Annotated in this window: 23 protein-coding genes; 16 read left to right on the top strand and 7 right to left on the bottom strand. The window is 71.7% G+C overall.

Going from position 1 to position 20,259, the window contains the following annotated elements; translation table 11 throughout:
• Positions 1-215: 215 nt before the first annotated feature.
• From BMX74_RS30755 to BMX74_RS30740, 4 genes are all read left to right on the top strand, one after another.
• The gene (locus BMX74_RS30755) at positions 216-1,121 is read left to right on the top strand and encodes an ABC transporter substrate-binding protein (protein ID WP_055505297.1); all 906 of its coding nucleotides are present in this window, start codon (positions 216-218) and stop codon (positions 1,119-1,121) included.
• Entirely contained in the window at positions 1,118-2,017 is a 900-nt protein-coding gene (locus tag BMX74_RS30750; RefSeq protein ID WP_055505298.1) for an amino acid ABC transporter permease, read from the top strand. Before BMX74_RS30755 ends, BMX74_RS30750 begins: the two co-directional genes overlap by 4 nt.
• 8 nt (positions 2,018-2,025) lie before the next feature.
• Positions 2,026-2,826, top strand: a complete 801-nt coding sequence (locus tag BMX74_RS30745; RefSeq protein ID WP_305728676.1) for an amino acid ABC transporter ATP-binding protein — start codon at positions 2,026-2,028, stop codon at positions 2,824-2,826.
• 75 nt (positions 2,827-2,901) lie between these two features.
• Entirely contained in the window at positions 2,902-3,339 is a 438-nt protein-coding gene (locus BMX74_RS30740; protein WP_055505299.1) for a CGNR zinc finger domain-containing protein, read from the top strand.
• A 110-nt stretch (positions 3,340-3,449) separates the two neighbouring features.
• Here BMX74_RS30740 and BMX74_RS30735 read toward each other — a convergent pair whose 3' ends face one another.
• The gene (locus tag BMX74_RS30735) at positions 3,450-3,746 is read right to left on the bottom strand and encodes a S24/S26 family peptidase (RefSeq protein WP_055505300.1); all 297 of its coding nucleotides are present in this window, start codon (positions 3,744-3,746) and stop codon (positions 3,450-3,452) included.
• Between the two features lie 90 nt (positions 3,747-3,836).
• Between BMX74_RS30735 and sodN the strand changes: the two genes are divergently transcribed.
• From sodN to BMX74_RS30720, 3 genes are all read left to right on the top strand, one after another.
• Positions 3,837-4,238 (top strand): superoxide dismutase, Ni, encoded by a 402-nt coding sequence (gene sodN, locus BMX74_RS30730; RefSeq protein ID WP_055505301.1) that lies wholly within the window; start codon positions 3,837-3,839, stop codon positions 4,236-4,238.
• A 128-nt stretch (positions 4,239-4,366) separates the two neighbouring features.
• Positions 4,367-4,792 carry an ATP-binding protein gene (locus tag BMX74_RS30725; RefSeq protein ID WP_055505302.1) on the top strand — a complete coding sequence of 142 codons (426 nt, stop codon included), beginning with the start codon at positions 4,367-4,369 and terminating at the stop codon, positions 4,790-4,792.
• Between the two features lie 17 nt (positions 4,793-4,809).
• Positions 4,810-5,589, top strand: coding sequence for an RNA polymerase sigma factor SigF (locus tag BMX74_RS30720; RefSeq protein WP_176573444.1), 780 nt, complete (start codon positions 4,810-4,812; stop codon positions 5,587-5,589).
• A gap of 23 nt (positions 5,590-5,612) precedes the next feature.
• Here BMX74_RS30720 and BMX74_RS30715 read toward each other — a convergent pair whose 3' ends face one another.
• Positions 5,613-6,002 (bottom strand): hypothetical protein, encoded by a 390-nt coding sequence (locus tag BMX74_RS30715; RefSeq protein WP_055505303.1) that lies wholly within the window; start codon positions 6,000-6,002, stop codon positions 5,613-5,615.
• Positions 6,003-6,111: 109 nt separating this feature from the next.
• Between BMX74_RS30715 and BMX74_RS30710 the strand changes: the two genes are divergently transcribed.
• Complete coding sequence (locus tag BMX74_RS30710; RefSeq protein WP_055505304.1) at positions 6,112-7,077, top strand: diacylglycerol/lipid kinase family protein; 966 nt, start codon at positions 6,112-6,114, stop codon at positions 7,075-7,077.
• A gap of 282 nt (positions 7,078-7,359) precedes the next feature.
• Positions 7,360-7,614 (top strand): WhiB family transcriptional regulator, encoded by a 255-nt coding sequence (locus BMX74_RS30705; RefSeq protein WP_055505305.1) that lies wholly within the window; start codon positions 7,360-7,362, stop codon positions 7,612-7,614.
• A gap of 49 nt (positions 7,615-7,663) precedes the next feature.
• On the opposite strand, the gene BMX74_RS30700 is transcribed toward BMX74_RS30705, so the two are convergent.
• Positions 7,664-9,133 carry a PAS domain-containing sensor histidine kinase gene (locus tag BMX74_RS30700; protein ID WP_055505306.1) on the bottom strand — a complete coding sequence of 490 codons (1,470 nt, stop codon included), beginning with the start codon at positions 9,131-9,133 and terminating at the stop codon, positions 7,664-7,666.
• 443 nt (positions 9,134-9,576) lie between these two features.
• On the opposite strand from BMX74_RS30700, the gene BMX74_RS30690 reads away from it, so the two are divergent.
• Both BMX74_RS30690 and bioD read left to right on the top strand, forming a co-directional pair.
• Positions 9,577-10,296, top strand: coding sequence for a GntR family transcriptional regulator (locus BMX74_RS30690; protein WP_055505307.1), 720 nt, complete (start codon positions 9,577-9,579; stop codon positions 10,294-10,296).
• A 71-nt stretch (positions 10,297-10,367) separates the two neighbouring features.
• A complete protein-coding gene (gene bioD, locus BMX74_RS30685; protein WP_091104121.1) occupies positions 10,368-11,084 on the top strand; it encodes a dethiobiotin synthase in 717 nt (238 codons plus the stop codon).
• Between the two features lie 73 nt (positions 11,085-11,157).
• Here bioD and BMX74_RS30680 read toward each other — a convergent pair whose 3' ends face one another.
• A complete protein-coding gene (locus tag BMX74_RS30680; protein WP_091104120.1) occupies positions 11,158-11,730 on the bottom strand; it encodes a hypothetical protein in 573 nt (190 codons plus the stop codon).
• Positions 11,731-11,893: 163 nt separating this feature from the next.
• Here BMX74_RS30680 and BMX74_RS30675 point away from each other — a divergent pair, with 163 nt between their 5' ends.
• From BMX74_RS30675 to BMX74_RS30660, 4 genes are read left to right on the top strand one after another with little or no spacing between them, the layout of a single operon-like run.
• Entirely contained in the window at positions 11,894-13,054 is a 1,161-nt protein-coding gene (locus tag BMX74_RS30675; RefSeq protein ID WP_091104118.1) for a sensor histidine kinase, read from the top strand.
• Entirely contained in the window at positions 13,045-13,698 is a 654-nt protein-coding gene (locus tag BMX74_RS30670) for a response regulator (RefSeq protein ID WP_055505311.1), read from the top strand. Before BMX74_RS30675 ends, BMX74_RS30670 begins: the two co-directional genes overlap by 10 nt.
• Positions 13,695-14,465: a DUF4097 family beta strand repeat-containing protein gene (locus tag BMX74_RS30665; RefSeq protein WP_091104117.1), complete on the top strand. Its 771-nt coding sequence runs from the start codon at positions 13,695-13,697 to the stop codon at positions 14,463-14,465. The genes BMX74_RS30670 and BMX74_RS30665 overlap by 4 nt, the downstream gene beginning before the upstream one ends.
• 40 nt (positions 14,466-14,505) lie before the next feature.
• Complete coding sequence (locus BMX74_RS30660; protein WP_091104115.1) at positions 14,506-16,152, top strand: acetolactate synthase; 1,647 nt, start codon at positions 14,506-14,508, stop codon at positions 16,150-16,152.
• A 1-nt stretch (position 16,153) separates the two neighbouring features.
• Here the strand turns inward: BMX74_RS30660 and BMX74_RS30655 are convergent, their stop codons facing one another.
• Positions 16,154-17,839, bottom strand: a complete 1,686-nt coding sequence (locus BMX74_RS30655; protein ID WP_055505314.1) for a serine/threonine-protein kinase — start codon at positions 17,837-17,839, stop codon at positions 16,154-16,156.
• A gap of 261 nt (positions 17,840-18,100) precedes the next feature.
• Between BMX74_RS30655 and BMX74_RS30650 the strand changes: the two genes are divergently transcribed.
• Positions 18,101-18,481 carry a thioesterase family protein gene (locus BMX74_RS30650; RefSeq protein WP_055505315.1) on the top strand — a complete coding sequence of 127 codons (381 nt, stop codon included), beginning with the start codon at positions 18,101-18,103 and terminating at the stop codon, positions 18,479-18,481.
• Here the strand turns inward: BMX74_RS30650 and BMX74_RS45925 are convergent.
• Complete coding sequence (locus tag BMX74_RS45925) at positions 18,471-18,683, bottom strand: biotin/lipoyl-binding carrier protein (protein ID WP_143078815.1); 213 nt, start codon at positions 18,681-18,683, stop codon at positions 18,471-18,473. The genes BMX74_RS30650 and BMX74_RS45925 overlap by 11 nt on opposite strands.
• A gap of 35 nt (positions 18,684-18,718) precedes the next feature.
• Positions 18,719-20,098 carry an acetyl-CoA carboxylase biotin carboxylase subunit gene (locus tag BMX74_RS30640; RefSeq protein WP_055505472.1) on the bottom strand — a complete coding sequence of 460 codons (1,380 nt, stop codon included), beginning with the start codon at positions 20,096-20,098 and terminating at the stop codon, positions 18,719-18,721.
• Positions 20,099-20,259: the final 161 nt, after the last annotated feature.

The following is a 20,259-nucleotide window of genomic DNA, read 5'->3' as shown; positions in this document are numbered from 1 at the left end:
TCCCCTCGCGATCGTTCCGGGAGGGGGGTTACGGGGGTCACCCGTCTCCCCATAGTGCCACATGGTGAGACGGTGCATGGAGAGACGGGTCGGTGTCGGACCCGACTCCGTTCTGTTGACGCATCGTTAAATCCCAGATGACGGCCCGCAGCCACCACCCCTTTAAACTGCACGAATCAAACGTTTCGTGCCGTAAGACTTCAAGGAGGCCGTCCATGGCCCTCTGGCCCACCCATCGCCGGATCGCTCTCGGCGCGCTTGCTTTGACCACCGTCTGGACCCTCAGCGCGTGCGGCGGCGACACCACCACCGCATCCCCCTCGGCGGCGGCGCCTCCCGCGTCGCCGGAGAACTCACTGGCCGCCCAGGTGCCCGACGCGATCAAGTCTGACGGCAAGTTGATCGTCGGCACGGACGCGTCGTACCCGCCGAACGAGTCGGTCGACCCGGCCACGCAGCAGATCGTCGGCTGGGACGTGGATCTGGCCAAGGCGGTGGCGCAGAAGCTCGGCCTGACCGCCGAGTTCCAGAATGCGGGATTTGACACGATCATCCCCGGCATCCAGTCGGGCAAGTACGAGATGGGCGTGTCGTCCTTCACCGACAACAAGGAGCGCGAGAAGGTCGTCGACTTCGTCACGTACTACTCGGCCGGCACCTCCTGGGCCACGCTGAAGGGCAACCCGAAGCAGCTCAACGTCGAGGAGCCGTGCGGCAAGAAGATCGGCGTCCAGCAGGGCACCGTCCAGGTCGACGACATCAACGCCCGCAGCAAGAAGTGCGAGGACGCCGGCAAGCCCAAGATCGACGTCGTCGTGCGCAAGCAGCAGACCGAGGTCAACGCCGACCTGGTGTCCGGCAAGATCGACGGCATGCTCGCCGACTCGCCGATCATCGGCTACGCGGTCAAGCAGACCGGCGACAAGCTGGAGATCCTCGGCACGGCCTACGACACCGCGCCGTACGGCTACGCCATCGGCAAGAACTCCGGCACGATGAAGGAGGCCGTCCAGGGGGCGCTCAAGGCCCTCATCGCCGACGGCACGTACAAGTCGATCCTCGACAAGTACGGCGTGGGCGACGGCGCCATCACCGAGCCGGTGATCAACGGCGCGTCATGACGGAGAAGCAGGGGAACCGGCCCGGTCTGATCCGGGCCGTGCCCGTCCGCCACCCGGGCAGGTGGGTCGCGGCCGCGGTCATCGTCGTGCTGGCCGCGATGCTGGTGAACAACATCGTCACCAACACGGCCTACAACTGGGCGGAGCAGTGGAAGTACTTCCTCTCGCCGCCCGTGCTGAACGGCGTGCGCAACACCATCTGGCTGACGCTGGTCGCCATGGTGGGCGGCGTGCTGTTCGGCATCGTGCTCGCGCTGATGCGGCTGTCGCCGAACCCGCTGATGCGCGGCGCGTCCTGGCTCTACCTGTGGGTGTTCCGCGGCACGCCGCTCTACACCCAGCTCCTCATCTGGGGAAACATCGGGGCCCTGTTCCCCAAGCTCGGGCTCGGCATCCCGTTCGGCCCCGAGTTCGTCACCGCGCAGACGAACGCGCTCTACAGCGCGGCCATGGCGGCGGCGCTCGGCCTGGTGCTGAACGAGGCCGCGTACATGGCCGAGATCATCAGGGCGGGCATCCTGTCCGTCGATCCCGGCCAGAACGAGGCGTCGCAGGCCCTCGGCATGACCCGGATGCAGACCATGCGCAGGGTCGTGCTGCCGCAGGCCATGCGCGTCATCGTGCCGCCCACCGGCAACGAGGCCATCTCGATGCTGAAGAACACCTCGCTGGTGGCCGCGGTGCCGTACCTGGAGCTGACCTTCACCGCGCAGACCATCTACGCCTCGACGTACCAGGTCATCCCGATGCTCGTCATGGTGTGCATCTGGTACCTGATCCTGTCGTCGCTGATGATGGTCGGCCAGTACTACCTGGAGCGGCACTACGCGAGGGGCTCCCAGCAGTCGAGGATGGGGCTCCGCGCGCGGATGTCCAGGATCGGGGGCGCGCCGTGAGCGAGGTCATGGACGAAGTCACGGGCGAGGTCATGGGCGAGGTGATGGTCAAGGCCGAGCAGGTGTGGAAGAGCTTCGGCCAGCTGGAGGTGCTGAAGGGCATCGACCTGGAGGTGCGCAACGGCGAGGTCGTCTGCGTCATCGGCCCCTCGGGCTCGGGCAAGTCCACCTTCCTGCGCTGCCTCAACCACCTGGAGAAGATCAACGCCGGGCGGCTGTGGGTCAACGGCCAGCTCATGGGCTACCGCCAGCGCGGCGACAAGCTCCACGAGCTGCGTGAGAAGGAGGTCGCGGCGCAGCGCAGGGACATCGGCATGGTGTTCCAGCGCTTCAACCTCTTCCCGCACATGACGGCCCTGGAGAACGTCGTCGAGGCGCCGATCAGGGTGAAACGGCAAGCCAAGGCGTCGGCCATGGAGCGGGGCAGGGAGCTGCTGACCCGGGTGGGCCTGGGCGACAGGTGCGACTCCTACCCCTCGCAGCTGTCGGGCGGCCAGCAGCAGCGCGTGGCGATCGCCAGGGCGCTGGCCATGGAGCCCAAGCTGATGCTCTTCGACGAGCCGACGTCCGCGCTCGACCCCGAGCTGGTCGGCGAGGTGCTGGGCGTGATGCGCGAGCTCGCGCTCGACGGCATGACGATGGTCGTGGTGACGCACGAGATGGGCTTCGCCAGGGAGGTCGCCGACCGGGTGGTCTTCATGGACGGCGGCGTGGTCGTCGAGGAGGGCCCGCCCTCGCAGGTGATCGGCGATCCGAAGCACGAGCGCACCCGCGCCTTCCTGTCCAGGGTGCTGCGGCCGGAGGATTGACCGGGCCGGAGGGGTGACAGGGCCGTGGGCACAGCCGGGGCCGGAGGATTGACCGGGGCGTGGTAGTAGTCGGGGGTGGACCTGACCTCTTACGCCGAGTGGACGGTCCTCCTCGTCAACGATCCCGGCCCGCCCGCCGAGCTGCGCGGCCTGCGCGAGGAGCTGTCCGCCGTCTTCGACGCGGCGGACAGGGACGACCCCGACGACGTCGCGGCCCGGCTGAACGCCCTGCTGGCGCGCTACCCGGTGCGCCCGCGCCTGGCCAGGCACGACGGGCAGGGCTGGCACCTGCACCTGGCGGCCGACGAGGAGGCCGCGGCCAGCGCCGTCATGGGGCTGGCCGCCGTGGTGGCGGAGCTGGGCGCCGACCGGCTCGGCCGCTGCCGGGAGCCCCGCTGCGGGCGCGCCTTCCTCGACACCTCCTCCAACCGTTCGCGCCGCTACTGCTCGCCGCGCTGCGCCAGCCGCGCGAACGTGGCCGCCTACCGCGCCCGCCTGCGCGACGGCCGATAGCACCACGACCGGCCCGCGCCCGCCTGCGCGACGGCCGGTAGCGCCACGACCGTCCGCGCCCGCCGGTGACCGGCCGCGACCGGCCGCGACCGCCGGTGACCCGGCAGGGCCTACCGGGCGCGCCTGCGCGGCGGCCAGTAACGCAGCACGACCCGGCCCACGATGTCGGTGACGGGGCCGAAGTCCCAGCTGTCGCGACGGCCAGGTGCGCGCTGGTTGTCGCTCTCCAGCCACCAGCCGTCGGCGCCGTGCCAGCCCGCGCGTTTCACGATGAGCCGCCCGGGGTCGCCGGGCAGCCTGGCCACGACGATGTCGCCGGGCCGCACGGCCGCCCCCCGGCGGACGAGCAGCCAGTCTCCCGGCAGCAGCGCCGGACGCATCGAATCGCCTTCGACACGCACTCTCATGGGCTGTGACCCCCTACCTCGCGGGCGTGCGGACCCGAGTAAGGTCGGTTGTGGACCAAGCTGATTCAGCATCAAGGAAGGACCTTTCCGATGCTCGCACGACTGCTACGACCCAAGCATGTCGCTTCGGCGCACTGCGACCTGCCCTGCGGTGTCTACGACCCCGCGCAGGCCCGCATCGAGGCCGAGTCGGTCAAGGCGATCATGGAGAAGTACGCGGCCAACGAGGACCCTGTCTTCCGCGCCCGCGCGCTCACCATCAAGGAGGAGCGCGCCGAGCTGGTCAAGCACCACCTCTGGGTGCTCTGGACCGACTACTTCAAGCCGCCGCACCTGGAGCAGTACCCCCAGCTCCACCAGCTGTTCTGGGACGCCACGAAGCTCGCGGGCGCGGCGGGCGCCAAGGGCACCGTCGACGTCGACAAGGCGCAGGAGCTGCTGGGCAAGATCGACGAGATTTCGAAGATCTTCTGGGAGACCAAGGCCGCCTGAACCGGCACAAACGGCTCTGTGCGGTCACAGACCGCACAGAGCCTTTTCCGTTGCGGGCGAGTCTGAATCCGCCAAGCACCTCTCAGGGGCGGTAAGTTGCAGTCAGCGCTGGAAACGCGAGGAGGAACGTGACCGAGGAAACCGAGACGCGCGCGGGGGGCGAAGCCGGCATCCGCGACGTGGTGAGCATCCGGCTCCCCGCCGCGAGCGCCTACCTGTCCGTGCTGCGTACGGCTACCGCCGGGCTGGCCGCGCGGCTTGACTTCACCCTGGACGAGATCGAGGATCTCCGCATCGCCGTGGACGAGGCGTGCGCGATGCTGCTGAGCGAGGCGGTGCCCGGCACCGACCTGGTGGCCGAGTTCGAGCTGACCGGGCAGGAGATGCAGGTCAGGGTCGAGGTGGCGACGGTCGGCAGTTCCGCGCCCAAGCGCGACGACTTCGCCTGGATGGTGCTGACCGCCTTGGCCGACGACGTCGACGCGGTGACCGACTCCACCGATCGCATGGCGATCGTCCTGCGTAAGCGCCGAGGCGCGGCGAGGCCGGCGTGACGGAAAGGACTGGAGCCATGGCCACCAGCGAACACGCCGTGCCCGACAGGGTGCGCGCCCGCATGCTCTTCGCCGAGCTGGCCGAGCTGGGTCCCGAGGAGCCACGCCGCCAGCGCATCAGGGACGAGCTGGTGGAGCTCCACCTCCCCCTGGTGGAGTACCTGGCCCGCCGCTTCCGCAACAGGGGCGAGTGGCTCGACGACCTCACCCAGGTCGCCACCATCGGCCTGATCAAGTCCATCGACCGCTTCGACCTCAACCGGGGCGTCGAGTTCTCCACGTACGCCACGCCCACGATCGTGGGCGAGATCAAGCGCCACTTCCGCGACAAGGGCTGGGCCGTCCGGGTGCCGCGCAGGCTCCAGGAGCTCAAGCTGTCGCTCACCAAGGCGATCAGCGACCTGTCGCAGCGCGAGGGCCGCGCCCCCACCGTGGCCGAGCTGGCCTCCTACCTCAAGATGACCGAGGAGGAGGTGCTGGAGGGCCTGGAGTCGGCCAACGCCTACTCCACCGTCTCGCTCGACGCCCCCGACTCGGGCGACGACGACGCGCCCGCGGTGTCCGACTCGCTCGGCATCGTCGACGAGTCGCTGGAGGGCGTGGAGTACCGCGAGTCGCTCAAGCCGCTGCTCGAACGGCTGCCGCCGCGTGAGAAGCGCATCCTGCTGCTGCGCTTCTTCGGCAACATGACGCAGTCGCAGATCGCGACGGAGCTGGGCATCTCGCAGATGCACGTGTCGCGGCTGCTGGCCCGCACGCTCGCCCAGCTGCGCGAGGGCCTCACCGCCGAGGACTGACCCGGCCGGCGAGCCCCGGCCGGTCAGGTCTCCTGGTCGCCGTAGAGCGCGCGGGTGGTGGCGCGCGTGAGCAGCGCCACCAGGGCCGCGAGCGCGGCCACGCCGACCGGGACCCCGATCAGCGGCTGGCCCGACCGCACGAGGGTGAAGGCGACGGGCAGCAGGAAGATCTGGGCCACCACGGCGGGCGAGCGGCCCCACCGTTCCATCCTCAGCAGGCCGCCCCAGGCGACCCAGAGCAGCCCGGCGCCGACCAGCAGGCCGAACGCGGCCTCGGCCAGCGCGCTCGTCAGGTCGTCGGGCCTGCCCACCAGGGTCTCCACGGCGACGTACACGCCGAGACCCAGCGCGACGAGCCCTTCGAGGGCGACGATCGCCGCGGCGACGACCAAGCTCAACGGACGCTTCGACACAGGCAAACCCTATCCACCTCCGGCGCCGGTCGGGCCCGCGGCAAGGAAGCGGCAAGGAATCGGACGTTCGGCCGATAAACCGGCAACGGCCAGCGGATACGCTGGCGGCATGCGCGCGATGCTGCTGGTCAACCCGAAGGCCACCACGACGAACGCCCGGACGAGGGACGTCCTGATCCGGGCGCTGGGCGCGGCCGTCGAGCTGGCCGTCGAGGAGACCGCCTACCGGGGGCACGCGGCGGCGCTGGCCGGCACCGCCCGCGCGAAGGGGTACGACGTCGTGGCCGTGCTCGGCGGCGACGGCACGATCAACGAGACCGTGAACGGCCTGCTCAACCCGGAGTCCGGCGAGGACGTGTCGGGCGACGCCGACCCGAGCGCGCGCCGGCCCGCGCTGATCGTCATCCCGGGCGGCAGCGCGAACGTCTTCGCCCGCGCGCTCGGCCTGCCGAACGACCCGGTGGAGGCCACGGGCGCGGTGCTGGAGGCGCTGCGCGAGGGGCGGCGCAGGACGGTGGGCCTCGGGCGGGCGCTGTGGGAGGACCAGTCGCGCTACTTCACCTTCTGCGCGGGCATGGGGTACGACGCCGAGGTTGTACGGGCCGTGGAGGGCCTGAGGGGTACGGGGAGGAAGGCTACCCCCGCTCGGTATGTGAACACGGCTCTGCGGCACTATCTGGCCACGGACAAGCGGCATCCCGCGATGACGCTGACCGGCCCCGGCATCCCCGCGGTCGAGGGGCTGTTCCTGACGATCGTCACGAACACCTCGCCGTGGACGTACGTGGGCACGCGCCCGGTCACGCCCACGCCGTGGGCGAGCTTCGAGACGGGGCTCGACCTGCTGGGGCTCCAGCGGATGGGCCCGCTGGCGCTCGCGCCGCTGATCCGCCAGATGCTCACGGAGGGTGACCGGCTTCCGTCGGGAAGGCATCTGGTGCAGCTGCACGACGAGGCCGAGTTCACGCTGTCGGCCGACCGCCCCGTGGCCTTCCAGCTGGACGGCGACTACCTGGGCGAGCGGGAAAAAGTGACATTCCGCTCTACACCGCACGCGTTACAAGTTCTGGTCTAGCCGGTTACATTCGGTCATTGTGTGACGCATCCGACAGCCATAACCGGCAAAACTTCGCGTCAACCCTCTTGCGTGCACTCTGCGTGGCTGACAATCTCGACAGTGACGTCGGAACGTAGGACCTTTAACAAACCCCGAGGTCCTTCAGAGGTCATCGCGGAGAAGAAGACCCGGTCCCCCACCAAGGCTCCGGGTCCTTGTTCGCGGTAGTTAGTGAAACTCTTCACAAAGTAGTAGCCGCACGGAGCCGACCAGAGGCTCCATCTACTAAGGAGTGGACGCATGGACTGGCGCCACCGAGCTGCCTGCCGTGACGTGGACCCCGAGCTGTTCTTCCCGATCGGCAACACCGGTCCGGCCCTGATGCAGATCGAAGAGGCCAAGCAGGTCTGCCGCTCCTGCCCGGCCGTCGACGCGTGCCTGAAGTGGGCGCTTGAGTCCGGCCAGGACGCCGGCGTCTGGGGCGGCCTCAGCGAGGACGAGCGCCGCGCGCTCAAGCGCCGCACCGCCCGCCAGCGCGCCCGCGCCACCGCCTGACCGTCCGTCCGATCACTCCCGCTCGCCGCGGGAACCGGGTGCGGGCGGTTCACGCGGCGGGCAACGGGATCGAGAGCGCGACCTCCGTGCCCCCTCCCTCGCGAGGCTCGATCGACAGCTTCCCCGACAGCTCCCCCTCGACCAGGGTGCGGACGATCTGCAGCCCCAGGCTGGTGGAGCTGTCGAGGTCGAAGCCTTCTGGCAGACCCCTTCCGTCGTCCCACACCGTGACGTTCAACCGGTCGTGAGCCGACTCCACCACCACCTCCAGCCGCCTGGGGCGGCCGTGCTGCATGGCGTTCTGCAGCAGCTCGGTCAGCGCCATCGCGAGCGGCGTCGCGATGAGCGACGGCAGCACGCCGAACGCCCCCACCCGCCGCGGCATGACCGCGGCCTCCGCCGCCGACACCTCTCCGGCCATGGCGATCACCCGGTCGGCGATCTCGTCGAAGTCCACGAACTCCTCGGGCGCGTGCGACAGCGTCTCGTGCACGATGGCGATCGAGCCGACGCGGCGCACCGCCTCCTCCAGCGCCTCGCGCCCTTCTGGCACCCGCAGCCGCCTGGCCTGCAGCCGCAGCAGCGCGGCCACCGTCTGCAGGTTGTTCTTCACCCGGTGGTGGATCTCGCGGATGGTGGCGTCCTTGGTCATCAGCTCGCGCTCGCGGCGGCGCAGCTCGGTGACGTCCCTGATGAGCACCAGCGCGCCGATGCGCCCGCCGCCCACCACCAGGGGGATCGCCCTGAGCTGCACGGTGGTGCCGCCCGCCTCGACCTCGGTCTCCTTCGCCGCGCGCCCGCTCGCGACGATCATCAGGTCCTCGTTGATGGGCTCGTCGGAGTAGCACAGCTGCGCCGTCACGCGCCCCAGCTCGGCGCCGACCAGATCGGCGTGCAGGCCCAGCCTCCGGTACGCCGACAGCGCGTTCGGCGAGGCGTACGTGACGCGGCCGGCCCTGTCGAGCCTCAGCAGGCCGTCGCCGACGCGGGGCGAGCGGACCAGGATCGGCTCCTCGCCGGAGAACGGGAAGCGCCCCTCGGCCACCATCTGCGCCAGGTCGGAGGCGCTCTGCAGGTAGGTCAGCTCCAGCCTGGACGGGGTGCGCGCCGACGACAGGTTCGTGGAGCGCTGGATGACGCCGAGGAAGCGGCCCTCTCCGCCCTCGACCGCCCTGCGCACCGGGATGGTCTCCTCACGCACCGGGACGCCCGTGGACCAGTCGGGGTCGCCCTCGCGGCAGATGCGGCGCTCGTCCCACGCGGTGTCGATGAGCGGGCGCTCGCCCTTGGCCACGATGCTGCCGACGACGTCGTCGTGGTAGACGGTGGGGCCCGTGGTGGGCCGCATCTGCGCGATCGCGATCCAGCCGCTCTCCCCCAGCAGGGGCGCCCACAGGATGAGGTCGGCGAACGACAGGTCGGCCAGCAGCTGCCAGTCGGAGACCAGCGAGTGCAGCCAGTCGAGGTCCGCCGCGTCGAGTGCGGTGTGGCGGGCGACGAGGTCGCTGAGAGTCGGCACGTCTGCATCATGCGTGCTTTCCACCGCCAGAACCAAACCGACCCCCTGATTGAATGCCTGGATGGACGCGCTGGACACCCGGCAGGGACGCGGAAGGGCGCACTCGATCGCGCCTTTTCCGGCATCTCACATTGTGAGAAGCGTCACATCCCGCGCGATCCGGGCGGCCGGGCGCGCGGGCCGGAAGGGAGGGTCACGGTGACCCGCACGGTGACCGGCACGACGGTCCCCCGCAGCGAGGCCGGGGGCTCGGTTTCGGCGGCGCCGACCGCTGCGGTTATCCTTCACCATCAGCCTGAGCCGCCCCGGCTCGCGCGCGCGGCGGCAGTCGGGGCCGCAGCCCGCGCTTGCCTGCGGTTGACCGCTCGGGCCAATCTGAGTTCCGATGATCTAGCGGTGACCACACACGCCCTCACCGCCGTGGCAGAAGTGAAGGTGAGAGCGTGACAGACGAAGGCCCCAGGGTACCCAAGTACTACGACGTCAAACGGAGCCTGCTCGAACTCACCAAGAGCCTGTCCCCGGGCACCGCGCTGCCCCCGGAGCGCGCCCTCGCCGTGCGCTTCGAGACCTCCCGCACCACCGTCAGGCAGGCGCTGACCGAGCTCGTCGTCGAGGGGCGGCTGCTGCGCATCCAGGGCAAGGGCACGTTCGTGGCCCAGCCCAAGGTGGCGCAGGTGCTGCAGCTCACGTCGTACATCGGCGACCTGCGCACCGCGGGGCTCGAACCCGACACGAAGATCCTGGAGATCGGCTACATCACGGCCGACGAGGCGCTCGCCCGCCGCCTGGCCATCAACCCGGGCGGCCGCGTCCTGCGCATCCACCGGCTGCGCCTGGCCAACGGCGAGCCCGTCTCGATCGACACCACCCACCTGTCCGCGCGGCGCTTCCCCCGGCTGCGGCGCGAGCTCGAAGTGCACTCCTCCCTGTACGAGACCCTGCACAACGCCTACAACGTGCGCCTCACCGACGCCGAGGAGATCATCGAGACCGTGCTCGCCACGCCGTACGACGCCAAGGCGCTCGGCGTGGACGTCGGGCTGCCCATGCTCCTCCTGACCCGCCACGCCTTCGACGCCGACGGCAACCCCGTGGAGTGGGCGCAGTCGCTCTACCGGGGCGACAGGTACAAGTTCGTCACCCGCCTGCGCCGTCCCTGACCGCCGTCCCTGACCGCCGTCCCTGGCGGGCCGCTCCCCCGCCGAAGGGGCGGCCTGTCTAGGCTGGCCCGATGAGCGTTCTCGTCGTCTCGGGCACCGGCAGCGGAGTGGGCAAGACGGTGGTGTGCGCCGCCCTCGCGGCACTGGCCGTGGCGCGCGGGGCGAGCGTCGCGGTGGTCAAGCCGGCGCAGACCGGCGCGCCGCCCGGCCGGGGCGGCGACCTGGACGACGTGATCCGGCTGTCCGGCGTCACCACGACGTTCGAGCTGGGCCGGTTCGCCGAGCCGCTCTCCCCCGCGGCCGCCGCCCGGCTGGAGGGCGTGCCCGCGGTGTCGCTGACGCGGGCGGCGCGGTTCGTACGGGAACTGGCCGAGAGCAACCGCCTGGTGCTCGTGGAGGGCACCGGCGGGCTGCTGACCCGCTACGACGAGGACGGCGCGACGATCGCCGACCTGGCGAGGCTGCTGAACGCGCAGGTCCTCGTCGTCGCCGGGGCCGGGGCGGACGCCGTCAACCAGGCGGCGCTCACGCTGGAGGCGCTGGCCCACCGCGGGCTCGACCTGGCCGGGGTGGTGATCGGGTCCTGGCCGGACAGGCCGGGCCTCGTCGAGCGGAGCAACGTCGCGGACCTGGAGATGCTGGCTGCCCGCCCGCTGGCGGGCGTGCTGCCGGCGGGGGCGGCGGCGCTGGAGCGCGAGGCGTTCGCGGAGGTGGCGCGCGGCGGCCTGGCCGCGCCCCTGGGCGGCTCGTTCGACCCCGCCCGCTTCCGCCAGAGCCTGGAGCCCTGAGGGGCGCGGCGGCCCCTTCCAGCGCCGCACGCCGTGTCCCGGCCGGACCCGCCTCCGGGCGGCCGGGCCACGGTCAGCAGGCCGACCTCGGCAGCTCGCAGATCTTCACCGTCATGCGTTCCGCCTGGTCCACGAGACCGCGGAAGGAGCGCAGGGGCAGGCTCCTCGACGGGTACGCCGACTCGCCGACCAGGTAGAGCGCGGCGCCGCGGCGCACGGCGACGGCCTGCTCGCCGTTCTCGAAGAAGCGGCCTCCCGCGCGCAGGCCCTCGTCGCCCACCCGCAGCGGCTTGCTGAAGTAGCGGTAGCGGTCGTGCCCCTTGCCGACGTCGGCGCAGCGGCGCAGCTCGGCCCGCAGGCCGCGCATCGCCAGCCGGGCGTGGCGGACGTCCTTGTAGACGACGAGCTGCTCGTACCTCATCTCGTTCTCCGCCGTGTAGAGCACGGCCCTGCCCGTCAGCCGGCCCGCGTCCCAGCGGGTCTTCCTCATGCACGGGTTGAGCTGGAGCGGCAGGCGCGCGGACTCCGTGACCTTGTACGTCTCCCACGGCCGCGCAGGCGGGTGCGACTCCATGAACAGCGTCCCCTGCGGCAGCCCGCCGAGTGACAGCGCCGCGGCCAGCGCGGCGACTCCCGTCTGAACCATCTGGACCTCCCTGTTCGCGTGTCGTCCGATGAGACGCCCACCACCGCCGTTTCGTTCGGAAACATCGGAATAAGGCGGGAGAAGGAGGGTGGGGCTGGCCCCACCACCCACCCGCACACCAGGCCCATTCCGCGTCCCCCGCGACGGTCAATACGGTGGAGTCATGAAGGTCCCCCGCCCCTGGTCGGCCCGAGCGTGGCTGGACACGGCGCACGTGATGGTCGGCCTGCCGGTCGCCGCGGCGCTCGGCGGGCTCACGCTCGTGCTGGCGGTCGCGCCGCCCCTGCTGCTGCGCGGCGTGCCGTGGTTCACCCGGGTGCAGCGCTCGCGCATCGCCGCCTTCCTCGGCACGCGCATCCCGCCGGTCCGCACGCCGGTGAGCTGGCGCAGCCAGGCCACCTGGAGGCAGGTCGGCTACCACCTGCTCTCGCCCCTGGTCAGTCTCCCGGCCGCCGCCCTGGTGGCGCTGGCGTGGGGCGCCGCCCTCGTGGGGCTGCTGGCGTTCATCCCTCCGCGGCTGCAGCCCCCGCCCCTGGAGTTCCCCCTCGACCTGAGGCGGCCGGCCGTCGTGGCGGCGTTCATGGGGGCGGGGCTCGTGTGCCTGCTGCTCGCGCCGGTCCTGGCGAGGGCCATGGCGGCGCTGGACCTGTCCGTCGCGCGCACGCTCCTCGGCCCGAGCCGGGCCGAGCTGGGCCAGCGCATCGAGACCCTGACGGAGAGCCGCGCCGGCGTCATCGACGCGGCCGACGCCGAACGCCGCCGCATCGAGCGCGACCTGCACGACGGCGCCCAGCAGCGGCTCGTGTCGCTGGCGATGAACCTCGGCCTGGCCAGGGCCACGCTCACCGACCTGCCCGAACCCGCCAGGACGGCCATCGAGCAGGCGCACGAGGAGGCCAAGCAGGCGTTGAAGGAGCTGCGCGACTTCGTCCGCGGGCTGCACCCCGCCGTGCTCAACGACCAGGGGCTCGACGCGGCCCTGTCGGGCGTGGCCGCCCGCGCGCCCGTCCCGGTGCGGCTGCGGGTGGACATCGCCGACCGCGCCTCGCCGACGATCGAGGCGGTCGCGTTCTTCGTGGTGTCGGAGGCGCTGACGAACATCGCCAAGCACGCCTCCGCCACCCGGGCCGAGGTGAGGGTCAGGCGCGCGGGCGAGCGGCTGCTGGTGTCCGTCACCGACGACGGGCGGGGCGGCGCCGCGCTCGACCGCGGCACCGGGCTGCGCGGCCTGGCCCAGCGGATCAGGTCGGTGGACGGGACGTTCGAACTGTCCAGCCCGCCGGGCGGACCCACGACGATCGAGGTGGAGCTGCCGTGCGAGTAGTGCTGGCCGAGGACTCCGTGCTGCTGCGCGAGGGGCTGATCAGGCTCCTCGACGCCTCGGGCATGCGCGTCGTGGCCGCCGTGGACGACGCCGAGGGGCTGCTGCGCGCCGTGGACGAGCACGAACCCGACCTAGTCATCACCGACGTGCGCATGCCGCCCGGCCACACCGACGAGGGCCTGCGGGCCGCGCTCGTGCTCAGGCGCGCCCGGCCGGACCTGGCGGTGCTGGTGCTGTCGCAGTACGTCGAGGAGCGCTACGCCGCCCAGCTCCTCGGCTCGGCGACCGGCAGCGTCGGCTACCTGCTGAAGGACCGCGTGGCGGACGTCTCCGAGTTCATCGACGCGCTGCGCAGGGTCGCGGCGGGCGGCACGGTGCTCGACCCCGAGGTGGTCGCCCAGCTCCTGCTGCGCGGCCACAGCGACCCGCTGGACCGGCTGACGCCCAGGGAGCACGAGGTGCTCAAGCTCATGGCGGAGGGCCGCTCGAACGCCGGCATCGGCCAGGAGCTCGTCCTCAGCGAGGGGGCGGTGGGCAAGCACATCGGCAACATCTTCGCCAAGCTCGACCTGTCGCCCGCCGAGGGCGACCACCGGCGGGTGCTCGCGGTGCTGCGCTTCCTCAAGGTCAGGAGCACGCCGTGAGGGCCCTGTGGCTGGCGGCGGGGGCGGTGGCCACGCTGGTCGCGCTGACGCTGTCCACCGGGAACCTGTGGCACGTCCTCGCCACCGCCGAACCCCCGACCGAGCACATGCGCAGCTCCATCCCGTTCACGCTGTCCGACCTGAAGGTGGAGGCGGGCGACGGCGTCTCCCAGGTCGCCATCACGGCGGGGCGCGACGGGGAGCTGCTGCTGCAGCGCACCGTGCGGTGGTCGGGCGAGAAGCCGAGGATCATCGAGCACTGGGACGGCCGCACCCTGCGCCTCGACGCCCGGTGCCCCGGCGCACGCCAGCCGGACGGCCCGATCTGCCAGGGCCTGTGGGTGCTGTACGTGCCGCCGGAGACCCGCGTGGACGCCTCGGCGCGCCACGGCGGGCTGCGCGTGTCCTCCGTCTTCGCCGACGTGCGGGTCACCAGCGTCTCCGGCAACATCGAGGTCACGGGAATCCTCGGCTCGCTGTGGGCGAGGAGCGGCACGGGGAACATCGTCGGCATGGACCTGCTGGGCGAGGAGGCCGACGTCGAGACCGGAGCGGGCGTGCTGAACGTGGGCTTCGTCAACCCGCCCGCGAAGGTCAGGGCGGTGGTGCGCACCGTGGGCGACGTGACCGTGACCGTGCCCCGCGCCTGGTACGACGTCACAGCCCAGGCGAAAGAGCGCGTACTGGACGTCAAGCAGGCCGGCACCGCGTCACGGAAGATCACGGCGACCGCGCCCGAGGGCAGCGTCTTCGTCTGCTGCCGGTGAAGACCTGTTTACTCCTGTGACTGGTTGGTAAGTTCCGGGCATGGAGTCTGCGAAGCACGCCGGTGACGCCGCCGTCGCCGTGTCCAAGGCGTACGGGGTCGAAACGATGTTCACGCTCTCGGGAGGGCACGTCTTCCCCCTCTACGACGGCGCCGTGCACGAGGGCATGCGCATCCTCGACGTCCGCCACGAGCAGAGCGCCGTCTTCGCCGCCGAGGCCACCGCCAGGCTGACGAGGAAGCCGGGGCTGGCCGTGCTCACCGCGGGCCCCGGCATCACGAACGGGGTCAGCGGCGTCGCCACCGCCCACTTCAACGGCTCGCCCGTCGTCGTCATGGGCGGCAGGGCGCCGCAGTCGCGCTGGGGCAGCGGAGCGCTGCAGGAGATGGACCACCCGCCGCTGCTCGCCCCCGTGACCAAGCTCGCGTTCACCTCGTCAGGAGCCGACTCGGTCGGCCAGGACGTCGAGATGGCCTTCCGCACCGCCGTCGCGCCGCACCGCGGCCCGGTGTTCCTCGACTTCTACATGGACCACCTGTTCTCGCCCGCGCCCACGCACGAGGTGCAGACGCAGACGCCGTCGCCCCTCGAACCCGACCCCGACGACCTGGCCGCCGTCGCCGGGCTCCTCGCCGAGGCCGAGCGCCCCGTGCTGGTGTACGGCTCCGACGTGTGGATGGACCGCGCCGAGGAGGCCGCCCGCGACTTCGCCGAGACCTGGCGGCTGCCCGTCATCCCGAACGGCCAGGGCCGCGGCATCCTGCCCGCCGGGCACGAGCTGCTCGTCACCCGCGCCCGCGGCCTCGCCTTCTCGCAGGCCGACCTCGTCATCGTCGTCGGCACCCCGCTCGACTTCCGCCTCGGCTACGGCTGGTTCGGCGGCAAGGACGGCGCGCCGCTCGCCAGGGTCGTGCACATCGCCGACGCGCCGTCCCAGCTCGCCACCCACATGCGGCCCGCCGCGTCCGCCGCGGGCGACCTGTCGGTGGTGCTGTGGAGCCTCGGCACGGCCTGCGGGGAAGCCGGCGTCAAGCCCGACAGGTACGCGCCGTGGCTGTCACGCCTCGCCGACACGGCCGCCGCCGCCATCGCCTCCGACGCCGCGCTGCTGACGTCCGACTCCGACCCGATCCACCCGATGCGCATCTACGGCGAACTGGCCAAGGTGCTCGACGACGACGCGGTCGTCATCGGCGACGGCGGCGACTTCGTCTCCTACGCCGGCAAGTACGTCGAGCCCAGGCAGCCGGGCAACTGGCTCGACCCCGGCCCGTACGGGTGCCTCGGCACCGGGCTCGGCTACTCCATGGCCGCCCGCCTGGCCAGGCCGTCCTCGCAGGTGGTGCTGCTCCTCGGCGACGGCGCCGCCGGGTTCTCCCTGATGGACGCCGACACGCTGGTGCGCCACGGGCTGCCCGTCGTCATGATCTGCGGCAACAACGGCATGTGGGGCCTGGAGAAGCACCCCATGCAGATGCTGTACGGCTACGACGTCGCCGCCGAGCTGCAGCCGCAGTGCCGCTACGACCAGGTGGTCACCGCGCTGGGCGGCGGCGGCGAGCTGGTCACCAAGCCGTCGGAGATCGGCCCGGCGCTGCGCAGGGCGTTCGACTCGGGCGTGCCGTACCTGGTGAACATCGCCACCGACCCCGAGGTCGCCTACCCGCGCACCACCACGGGCGTCTGAGTCACTGCTTCGCAGTGGCGGAGGTGCTGGGCGACGAGCCGCCGCCGGTGGGGCAGACACCGTCGATGATGTACAGCGTGACCACCTTGCCCATCTCCAGGGGCGTGCCCGCCGCAGGGTCGGTCCTGCCGACCTTGCCGCACGCCATGCCGTTGGTGGTGGACGTCTCGTCGAACACGCGCGTCTTGAAGCCCGCCGCCTGAACCTTCTCCTCGCCCTCGTGGAAGGGCAGGCCGGCCACCTTCGGCACCAGCATCTTCTTCACCGTCGGCGACGGTGAGGAGGACGGCGACCTCGTCGTGGTGGGCGTGCGGGTGGGCGTGGGCGACTTGGTGGGCTCGTCCGTCGGCTCCTCCGTGGGCTCCTCGGTCCTGGTGGGCTTCGCCGGCGGCGCCTGGGTGGGAAGTTCGGCAGGCTGTGTGTCGGCCGTGGTGGGCCTCGGCGGCTTGGTCGTCCGTCTCTTGCCCGGTGTAGGGGTGGTGGCGGCGGCGGTCGGCGGGCCGACCGTCGGCTCGGGGTCGCCCGTCGTCATCCCGGTCAGCGCCACGGCGCCCGCGCCGACGCCCAGCACCACCACCGCGGCGATCCCGGCGATCAGGCCCGTCCTGCGCGGCGCCTTCGCCGCCCTGCGGCTGCCCGCGCGCCGCTCGACCGGCGCGGTCTCGGTGGTGGCCGCCCGCTGGTAGCCGGTCTGCGGCCCCACCGGCTGCTGCGCCCCCGTCTGGTACGGGAGCTGCTGCCCGGCCGCCGTCTGCTGCCCGGCGCCGTCGTACGGCCCCTGCGGCGCCCCCGCCTGGTAGGCCCCGGTCTGGAAGGAGTCCACCGGCGGAGCCGGCAGCATCGGGGGAGCCTGCGGGGCGGGCTCGGACAGCTGCCCCGAGGCGATGGCCTTGGCCTCGTCGCTCATGGCCCTGGCGGTGGGGTGACGCCGCGCCGGGTCCTTGGACAGCGCCCGCTCCACCAGGGCCCGCACCGGCTGCGGGATGTCGGGTGGCAGCGGCGGCGGCGTCTCGCGGATGTGCTTGAGCGCGATGGTGACGGGGCTGTCGCCGTCGAACGGCCGCTGGCCCGCCAGGCACTCGTACGCGACGACGCCGAGCGCGTACAGGTCCACGGCGGGCGTGACGGGGGCGCCCTCGGCCTGCTCGGGCGCGCAGTAGGCGGCGGTGCCGAGCACCATGCCGGCGTCGGTGAGCCGGTTGGCCAGGTCGGAGCGCGCGATGCCGAAGTCGGTGAGCACCAGCGTGCCGTCGCGCTGCACGAGCAGGTTGCCCGGTTTGACGTCGCGGTGCACGATCCCCTGGTCGTGCACGGCCTGCAGCGCCGAGGCGGCCTGCGCGATGAGTTCCATCGCGGCCTGGGGCGGGATGCGTCCGAGCCTGGCGAGCAGCCGGTCGAGCGGCTCGCCGTCGACGAACTTCATCACCAGGTAGACGTTGTCGCCGCTCACCCCGTAGTCGTAGACGTCGACGACGCCGGAGTGGTTGATCGTGGCCATCGCCCTGGCTTCCCCCTGGAAGCGGGCGACGAACCCCGGGTCCTGCATGCGGCCGGGAAGCAGCACCTTCACCGCGACGGTCCTGGCGAGGACGACGTCCTCGCCCCGCCACACCTCGCCCATGCCTCCGGCGCCGATGCGGGCGTCCAGGCGATATCGCCCCGCCAGCGTCGTCCCTTGGGCCACCATGATTCCCCCGCTACCCCCTGCCTCTGTGCTCTCCCACCCCGGGATTCTCCAACAAAGCGAACTTGTGTCGCGGTGAGGTAACACAGAGGTCACGGAACTCCGTGAGTGTACGACTCACTGGTCCCATCTGCCACTCAAATGCCTCATGCCGTACAAACCCTATCCTGCGGCCTTATGGCGGCACTTGTCCGCGTTTCGCGGAGATCCCGCAGGGGGTGTCGCGGGAGATCGCAGTAACGGGGATCGCAGTAGTCTGACCGCATGACGCTCGCCCCTGGGCTCCGCGCGGAGCTGCTCATCATGGTGGAGAGATCGGACACCGCGCAGAAGGTCGGCAGCGGCGACGTGCCCGTGCTCGCCACGCCGCGGCTGCTCGCCCTGGCCGAGGCGGCGACGGTGCAGGCCGTGGGCCCGCACCTCGCCCCCGGCGAGACGTCGGTCGGCACCAGGGCCGAGCTGGAGCACCTGGCCGCCAGCCCGGTGGGCACGCATGTGCAGGTCAGCGCCGAGCTGACCGAGGTCGACGGCCGGCGCCTCGTGTTCACCTTCGAGGCGCGCGACAGGAACGCCGTGGTCGGCCGGGGAACGGTCGAACGCGTGGTGGTGGACCGGGAGAGGTTCCTGGCCCGCGCTACTCGATGACGGCGATCACGTCGCCTTCCTGGATGACGTCGCCCTCGGCCACCTTGATCTGGGCCACGACGCCGTCGTCCTCGGCGAGGACCGGGATCTCCATCTTCATCGACTCGAGGATGACCAGGGTGTCGCCCTCGGACACCTGATCGCCCTCACTGACGACGATCTTCCAGACGTTGGCCACCATCTCCGCGCGTACCTCAGCCACCCTGGGCTCCCCTCTTCTCTTGGATCTCACACATCTTAGGAGCGCATCCGCGCGACGAGGCCGGTGTCGTAGTCGCCGCTGACGAACTCCGCGTTCTCCAGCAGCTCTGCACAGAACGGCAGATTGTTCTTCGGCCCCTCGACGACGAACTGCGCGACGGCCTTGCGGCCGCGCTCCAGCGCCTCGGTACGGTTCGCGCCGTACACGCACAGCTTGGCCATGAGCGGGTCGTAGAACGGCGTCACCGTGTTCCCCGCCGTGTAGCCGGAGTCGACCCGCACGCCGTCGCCCGAGGGCTCGTCCCACGCGGTGATCGTGCCGGGGCCGGGGAAGAACCGCTTCGGGTCCTCGGCGTAGACGCGGAACTCGATCGCGTGGCCCGTGCTCGCCGGGCGCACGTCGGGGGTCTCCCCCGCCGCGACCCGGAGCTGAAGCTCGACCAGGTCGAGCCCGGTGACCAGCTCGGTGACCGGGTGCTCCACCTGGAGCCTGGTGTTCATCTCCAGGAACACGAAGTCCTGGCTGTCGGCGTCGACCAGGCACTCGACGGTGCCGGCGCCGAGGTAGCCGACGGCCTCGCCGGCCCGCGAGGCCGCCGCGAGCATGCGCTCGCGCAGCTCGGGGCTGATGCCGGGCGACGGCGACTCCTCCACCACCTTCTGGTGGCGGCGCTGCACCGAGCAGTCGCGCTCGCCGAGCGCCACCACCCTGCCGTCGGGCAGGCCGAGGATCTGCACCTCGACGTGGCGGGCCCGCTCGATGTAACGCTCGAGCAGCACGGCGGGACCGGCCAGCGCGTCGCCCTCGCCGCCCGCGGCGGCCGCCGCGGCGAACCGCGCCGCGGCCCGCGCGGCCTGCTCGAACGCCTTGGCCAGCTCGCCGTCGTCACGCGCGACGCTCATGCCGATGCCACCGCCGCCGCCCGCGGTCTTCACCATGACGGGGTAGCCGATGACCTCGGCGGCGTCGAGCGCCGCGACGAGGTCGGTGACGGGCTCGCGGGTGCCCGCCGCGACCGGCACACCCGCGGCCTCCATGAGGTTCCTGGCGTTGATCTTGTCGCCCATGCGGTCGATGGCGTCGGGCGCGGGCCCGATCCAGACCAGCCCGGCGTCGATGACGGCCCGCGCGAACGCGGCGTTCTCGGCGAGGAAGCCGTAACCGGGGTGCACCGACCGCGCGCCGGTGGCGCGGGCGGCCTCCAGCACCTTGGCGGCGTCGAGGTAGCTCTGCGCGGGGTTGGCGGGCCCGATCAGCACCGCCTCGTCTGCCTCGCGGACGAACGGCAGGTCGGCGTCGGCCTCGGAGTGCACCGCGACGGCGCGCAGCCCCAGCCGCTTGACCGTGCGGATGATCCGCCGCGCGATCTCCCCACGGTTGGCGATCAGTACGGGTCCGAGCGTCTCAGTAAGCACGCCGACCACCTTACGACCGCGCGCCTCCGGAGTCCTTTCCTCGTAAACCACGGAACCGTCAAGCGTGATCTGTAGAAACCCCACAATGATGAGCGGCCCGAAACGCGGTAGCGACACACCGCGCTGCGCGGCCCCGACAACCGCCGGGAACCCGGCGAAAG

The organism is Nonomuraea pusilla (assembly GCF_900109355.1).
Lineage (GTDB): Bacteria > Actinomycetota > Actinomycetes > Streptosporangiales > Streptosporangiaceae > Nonomuraea > Nonomuraea pusilla.
Note: the sequence above shows the minus strand (reverse complement) of the source record. Positions and strands in the feature narration are given on the sequence as shown.